Here is a 6,386-nt window from a genome sequence, read left to right on the forward strand (position 1 = left end):
GGCGCGTTCGAGGAGCACGGGGACAGCGAAACCCTCGATCCGGGACATCGGGACCCCGGCGTCGGCGGCGACGTCCTCGGGGGACGCGCCGTGGCGGATGCGGTCCTGGATCTCGCGCGGGCGCAACGTGCCCGTGACGGGCATGCGCCGGGAGTCCTCCGGGGGCACGGACTCCCCCCGCGCGGCAGCGCGGAACCTGTCGTCGAGGGGGAGGGCCAGCGTCTCGCCCGAGTCCGGGAGCTCACACTCGACCACGGACGAGTCGGCGTCCACCCCGATGATCCTCAGCTTCCGCATACCGCCTCCTCGACTCCTCGTGGTCCCGTGGGCGGCTCGAACGGCGCGCACCCGGGTCCTGGGCGTTCCACCCATCGTAGGTCAGCGCAGCCCACCCGGCGCGGTGACGGGCCGGGTGGGCTGCGGAAATCCGTGGGCGTGCGCCCGGAGCGGGGCGCGGTCGAGGGTCAGCCGAGCTGGCCCACCACGTGGTCGATGCAGCGGGTCAGCTGCGAGACGTCCTCGGGGTCGATCGCCGGGAACATGCCGATGCGCAGTTGGTTGCGGCCGAGCTTGCGGTACGGCTCGGTGTCGAGGATGCCGTTGGCGCGCAGGGTCTTGGCCACCTTCGCGGCATCGATGCTCTCGTCGAGGTCGATGGTGCCGACGACCTGCGAGCGGTGCGCGGGGTCGGTGACGAACGGCGTGGCGTACTCGCTGGCCTCGGCCCAGTCGTACAGGCGGGAGGACGAGTCCCGGGTGCGCTCCACGCACCAGTCCAGACCGCCCTGGGTGTTCATCCACTCGATCTGGTCGGCGAACATCAGCAGCGTGGCCACGGCCGGGGTGTTGTAGGTCTGGTTCTTGGAGGAGTTGTCCACCGCGGTGGGCAGGGAGAGGAAGTCCGGGCACCAGCGGTCGGTGGCCGCGATCTCGGCCACGCGCTCGAGGGCGGCCGGGCTCATGATGGACACCCAGATGCCGCCGTCGGAGGCGAAGCACTTCTGCGGCGCGAAGTAGTAGACGTCGGCGTCGGCGATGTCGACGGGCAGCCCGCCGGCACCGGAGGTGGCGTCGATGGCGACGAGCGCGTTCTCCGAGCCCGCCGGGCGGGTCACGGGGACCATCACACCGGTGGAGGTCTCGTTGTGCGCCCAGCCGATGAGGTCCACGGACGGATCCGAGGTGGGCTCGGGAGCCGACCCGGGCTCGGCCGAGATGACGATCGGGTCGGCGAGGAACGGCGCGCCCCCGGTGACCTTGGCGAACTTGGAGGAGAACTCGCCGTAGGTCAGGTGGAGGGACTTCTCGCGCACCAGGCCGAACGCCGCGGCGTCCCAGAACGCGGTGGTGCCGCCGTTGCCCACCACGACCTCGTATCCCTCGGGGAGGGAGAACAGGGAGGACAGGCCCTCGCGGACCCGGCCGACGACGTCCTTGACCGGTGCCTGGCGGTGGCTGGTCCCCATCACCGAGGTGGCGGCGGCGGAGACGGCCTCGATCTGCTCGGGGCGGACCTTGGACGGGCCGCAGCCGAACCGCCCGTCTGCGGGCGTGAGGTCGGCGGGGATGGTGGGCAGCTGATCGCTCATGCTCTTGGGGTGCCGTTCCTTGTGGTGGGATTCTCGATCGGCACCATCCTAGTCGGGGGCGCGCCGGGCTCGGAGTAGCGTCTGGGTCATGGAGGATCCCGTACTCGAACCGGCCGACTTCGACACGATGCGGGTCGGCTACGGCCTGCACACCAGCCTGGACGTGGGCGATCTGCACGACGACTGGGTGCCGCTGTTCGCCTCGTGGCTCGACGAGGCCGGGCGCCGGGGGGTGCGCGAGCCCAACGCGATGGTGCTCGGCACCGTCGGTGCCGACCGTCGGCCGTCGACCCGGACGGTGTTGTGCAAGGGAGCGGACGAGCGGGGCCTGACCTTCTTCACCACGACGAGCTCGCGCAAGGGCGCGCAGTTGGCACAGTCCGGTTACGCGTCGGCCACGTTCCCGTGGTTGGTGGTGGAGCGGCAGGTCCACGTCGAGGGCGAGTGCCGTCCGCTGGACCGGGCGGACAGCCTCGAGTACTGGCGCACGCGCCCCAGGGGGTCCCAGGTGGCGGCGTGGGCGTCGGAGCAGTCGCAGCCGGTGGCGTCCGTCGAGGAGTTGACCTCGCTCTACGCGATCGCGGAGAAGCGCCTGGCGGACGTCGACGAGATCCCGATGCCTGACAGGTGGGGTGGCTACCGCCTCCGCCCGGACCGGGTTGAGTTCTGGCAGGGGGGCCGGGACCGGTTCCACGACCGGGTCGAGTGCCTCCGGGGCGAGGCGGGGTGGACGGTCCGACGACTGCAGCCCTGACGCGCGCCGATGTCACGGCGCCGCCCGGTACACGGGGCCCGGGGGGAGCGGACCGGAGCACGCTTCGGAGTGATGGCGACCGTCACGGTAGGGTGTGGCACAGCACATTCGTGGCGGGACATGGCCGCCGGGACCAGTCGTCGGAGAGGGAATCGCGTGACCGCAGGCTCGAACGGTTCGGACCGCAATGCAACACTGTCCTACCCCGGCGGTGAGCTCGAACTCGATGTGGTGGAAGCGACCTGCGGAAGCGACGCGGTGCAGCTGGGTTCGCTGCTGGCCAAGACGGGGATGACCACCCTTGACGTCGGGTTCGTCAACACCTCCGCGTGTACCTCCTCGATCACCTACATCGACGGCAACGAGGGCATCCTGCGCCACCGTGGGTACCCGATCGACCAACTCGCCGACAACGCCTCGTTCCTCGAGGTGTCCTACCTGCTCATCTACGGCGAGGACCCCACCGAGGCCCAGCTCGCCGAGTTCACCGAGAAGGTACTCGGGGAGACCGCGCTGCCCGGCCAGATGATGCCGCTGCTGCAGGCGTTCCCGCGCGACACCCACCCGATGCCCGTCTTCTCCGCCGGCGTGAGCCTGTTCGGCACCCACGGGGACGACCTGGACATCGATGACCCCAAGGCCGTGGACCTGGCCACCGCCCGACTGCTGGGCCGTGGTCCGACGCTCGCCGGCGCCATCGAGCGCATCCGCTCCGGTCACGACGCCCTCGACCCGGATCCCTCGCTCGGGTACGTCCGCAATTTCCTCCGCATGACGTTCGGGCCGGATTACGAGGTCACGGACGAGGTCGCCGACGCCCTCGACATGCTGCTGGTGCTCCACGCCGACCACGAGCAGAACTGCTCCACCTCGACCGTCCGCATGGTCGGCTCCTCGGAGGCGCCGCTGTACGCCTCGATCACCGGCGGCATCAACGCCCTGTACGGACCGCTGCACGGCGGCGCCAACCAGGCCGTTCTCGAGATGCTCGAGCGGATCGAGTCGGAGGGCGGGGACGCGACCGACTACATGGACCGTGTCAAGAACAAGGTCGACGGCGTCAAGCTGATGGGCTTCGGCCACCGCGTCTACAAGAGCTACGACCCGCGCGCCCAGATCGCCAAGAAGCACGCTCACGCGCTGCTGTCGCAGAGCAACGACCCCCTCCTCGAGATCGCGCTCAAGCTCGAGGAGACCGCGCTGGCTGACGACTACTTTGTCGAGCGCAAGCTCTACCCGAACGTGGACTTCTACACCGGCCTCATCTACCGGGCGATGGGTTTCCCCACCGAGATGTTCACCGTCCTGTTCGCCCTCGGCCGGATGCCCGGATGGATCGCGCACTGGCGCGAAATGCGGGAGGATCCGTCCACCAAGATCAACCGCCCGCGCCAGGTCTACACCGGCCCGGCCGAGCGGAGCTTCACCCCGATCAGCCAGCGCTGAGCCCGGGAACCGGACTCCAGGAGGAGACACCATGGACAAGCCCGAGATCGACAGGCCGACGGGCCCCGCGCCCACTGACCTCGTCAGCGAGGACCTCACGGTGGGGGACGGCGCCGAGGCGGTGGCCGGCGGCAACGTCACCGTCCACTACGTCGGTGTCGACTACGAGACCGGCGAGCAGTTCGACTCCTCGTGGGACCGTGGCGAGTCCATCACGTTCCCTCTCAACGGTCTCATCCAGGGCTGGCAGGAGGGGATCCCGGGCATGAAGGTCGGCGGTCGCCGCCAGCTGGTCATCCCGCCGGACAAGGCCTACGGCACCTCCGCGGCCCTGCATCCGCTCGGAGGCAAGACCCTGGTCTTCGTGATCGACCTGCTCGAGGCCTGACGAGGCGGCCCACGAGTCGCCGGACGCCCCGCCCCCACCCGGGGGGCGGGGCGTCGTCGTGTGTGCCTGGCCCGTCGCGCGGGCGACCGCGGGTGGCGGACGGCCTGCCGGCCCTACTTCTCCTGCCGGAGGAACGGTGTGAGGGCGTCGAGCACGGCCGGGTCCTCGATCGTCGACGGCACCGTGACGTTCTCCTGACCGTCCGCAATCTGCCGCATCGTCTTGCGCAGGATCTTGCCCGAGCGGGTCTTGGGCAGGCCCTGCACGACCGTGCAGTCGCGGAAGGTGGCCACCGCGCCGATCTCCTCGCGGACCATCGCCACCAACTCGGCGCGCAACTCATCGGGGTCGCGGACCTGACCGGACTTGAGGACCACGTATCCGACCGGCCGCTGGCCCTTGAGCTCGTCCTTCACCCCGATGACAGCGGCCTCGGCCACCGCGGGATGGGTGGCGATCACGGCCTCCATGGAGCCCGTCGACAGGCGGTGGCCGGCCACGTTGATCACGTCGTCTGTCCGGCCCATCACGTAGACGTAGCCGTCGGAGTCGATGTACCCACCGTCGCCGGTCGAGTAGTACCCGTCGAAGACGGACATGTACGAGGAGATGAACCTCTCGTCGTCGTCCCACAGGCCCGCCAGGGTGCCCGGCGCCATGGGCAGCTTGATCGCGAGGTTCCCCTCCTGGCCCGCCGGGAGGGGGTTGCCGTGGGAGTCCAGGACGTGCAGGTCGTAACCGGGGACGGGCACGGTCGGGGACCCCGCCTTGATCGGCATCGGGTCGAGTCCGCGCAGGTTGGAGGCGATCGGCCAGCCGGTCTCGGTCTGCCACCAGTTGTCGACGACGGGCTTGCCCAGCTTCTCCGTCGCCCAGTGGTAGGTGTCCGGGTCGAGGCGCTCACCCGCGCAGAACAGGGCGCGCATGGACGACAGGTCGTACTTGGCGATCTCCCCGCCCTCCGGGTCCTCCTTGCGGATGGCGCGGACGGCGGTGGGCGCGGTGAACAGAGCGGTGGCCTTGTGCTCGGAGATGACCCGCCAGAAGGCGCCGGCGTCGGGGGTCCCGACGGGCTTGCCCTCGTAGATGATCGACGTCGCGCCCACCAGCAGGGGGGCGTAGACGATGTAGGAGTGGCCGACCACCCAGCCCACGTCGGAGGCGGTCCACCACACGTCCCCTGGCCGGACCCCGTAGATGTTCCACATCGACCACGCGAGCGCCACCGCGTGGCCGCCGTTGTCGCGCACCACGCCCTTGGGCAGGCCCGTGGTGCCCGAGGTGTAGAGGATGTAGAGCGGGTCGGTCGCCTTGACGGGCACCGGTGCGGCGGGCTCGGCGGCGGCGACGGCCTCGTCCCAGTCCGTCCAGGAGGTGCCCGGCGTCTCGGGGAAGGTCTCGTCCGGGAACTGGTCGGGGCGTGCGGCCACGAGCACCGCGCCCGGGGTGTGCCGGGAGAGCGCGAGCGCCTTGGTGACCATCGGGAAGTAGGGGACCTTACGGGTGGGCTCGATGCCCCCGTGTGAGGTGACGATGACCTTGGGCCGGGCGTCGTCGATCCGGAGGGCGAGCTCGGGCGCGGCGAAGCCGCCGAACACCACGGAGTGGACGGCTCCGAGGCGGGCGCAGGCCAGCATCGCCACGGCGGCGCGGGGGACCATCGGCATGTAGATGACGACCCGGTCGCCTCTGTCCACGCCCTCGGCCGCGAGCGCGCCGGCGAACTCCGCGACCTGTTCGAGCAGCTGGGAGTAGGTGATGGTCTCTTTGACCCCCGTGACGGCGGAGTCGTAGATGTAGGCGGCCTGGTCTCCCCGGCCCGCCTCGACGTGGCGGTCGATGCAGTTGTAGGAGGTGTTGAGCTCGCCGTCGGGGAACCAGCGGTAGAACGGCGGCCGCGAGCCGTCGACCGCCGTGGTGGGGGGAGTGGTCCAGTCGATCCCCCCGGCGGCCTCCAACCAGAAGGCGTCGGGATCGGTGATCGAGAGCCGGTGGGCCTCGGCGTAGGTCGACGAGGTCGTGGAGTCCGACATCGGGTGAGCCCCTCTCGTGCGGGAGTGAAGCCCCCGATCAGCGCCGACGGCCTGTGACGCGGTTCACTCTAGTCTCAGGCCGAGGTCCCGATAGCGCGACATCCGCTCCGCGTACCTCCGCTCGGGGGGACGCCTCCGGACCTCGATGAGAGCCGAGGCGACGGCGTCCGCCAGCC

The 6,386-nt window shown here is 70.3% G+C and carries 6 protein-coding genes; 3 read left to right on the forward strand and 3 right to left on the reverse strand.

The annotated features are described in order from the left end of the window. On the reverse strand, positions 1–297 hold a 297-nt coding region (gene sepH / locus G6027_RS06905; RefSeq protein WP_182636529.1), incomplete at its 3' end, for a septation protein SepH. 167 nt (positions 298–464) lie between these two features. Beyond that, on the reverse strand, positions 465–1,589 hold the full coding sequence (gene serC, locus G6027_RS06910) for a phosphoserine transaminase (protein WP_182636530.1): 1,125 nt from the start codon (positions 1,587–1,589) through the stop codon (positions 465–467). 88 nt (positions 1,590–1,677) lie between these two features. Between serC and pdxH the strand changes: the two genes are divergently transcribed. The 3 genes from pdxH (at position 1,678) to G6027_RS06925 (ending at position 4,177) form a co-directional block, all read left to right on the forward strand. After that, entirely contained in the window at positions 1,678–2,343 is a 666-nt protein-coding gene (pdxH, locus tag G6027_RS06915; RefSeq protein WP_182636531.1) for a pyridoxamine 5'-phosphate oxidase, read from the forward strand. Between the two features lie 156 nt (positions 2,344–2,499). Then, positions 2,500–3,789: a citrate synthase gene (locus tag G6027_RS06920; protein ID WP_182636532.1), complete on the forward strand. Its 1,290-nt coding sequence runs from the start codon at positions 2,500–2,502 to the stop codon at positions 3,787–3,789. Between the two features lie 31 nt (positions 3,790–3,820). After that, a complete protein-coding gene (locus G6027_RS06925) occupies positions 3,821–4,177 on the forward strand; it encodes an FKBP-type peptidyl-prolyl cis-trans isomerase (RefSeq protein WP_179524671.1) in 357 nt (118 codons plus the stop codon). 113 nt (positions 4,178–4,290) lie between these two features. Here the strand turns inward: G6027_RS06925 and G6027_RS06930 are convergent, their stop codons facing one another. Then, the gene (locus G6027_RS06930; RefSeq protein ID WP_182636533.1) at positions 4,291–6,210 is read right to left on the reverse strand and encodes a propionyl-CoA synthetase; all 1,920 of its coding nucleotides are present in this window, start codon (positions 6,208–6,210) and stop codon (positions 4,291–4,293) included. Between the last annotated feature and the right edge of the window lie 176 nt (positions 6,211–6,386).

The sequence above is a fragment of the Dietzia sp. SLG310A2-38A2 genome, assembly GCF_014145095.1.
GTDB lineage: Bacteria > Actinomycetota > Actinomycetes > Mycobacteriales > Mycobacteriaceae > Dietzia.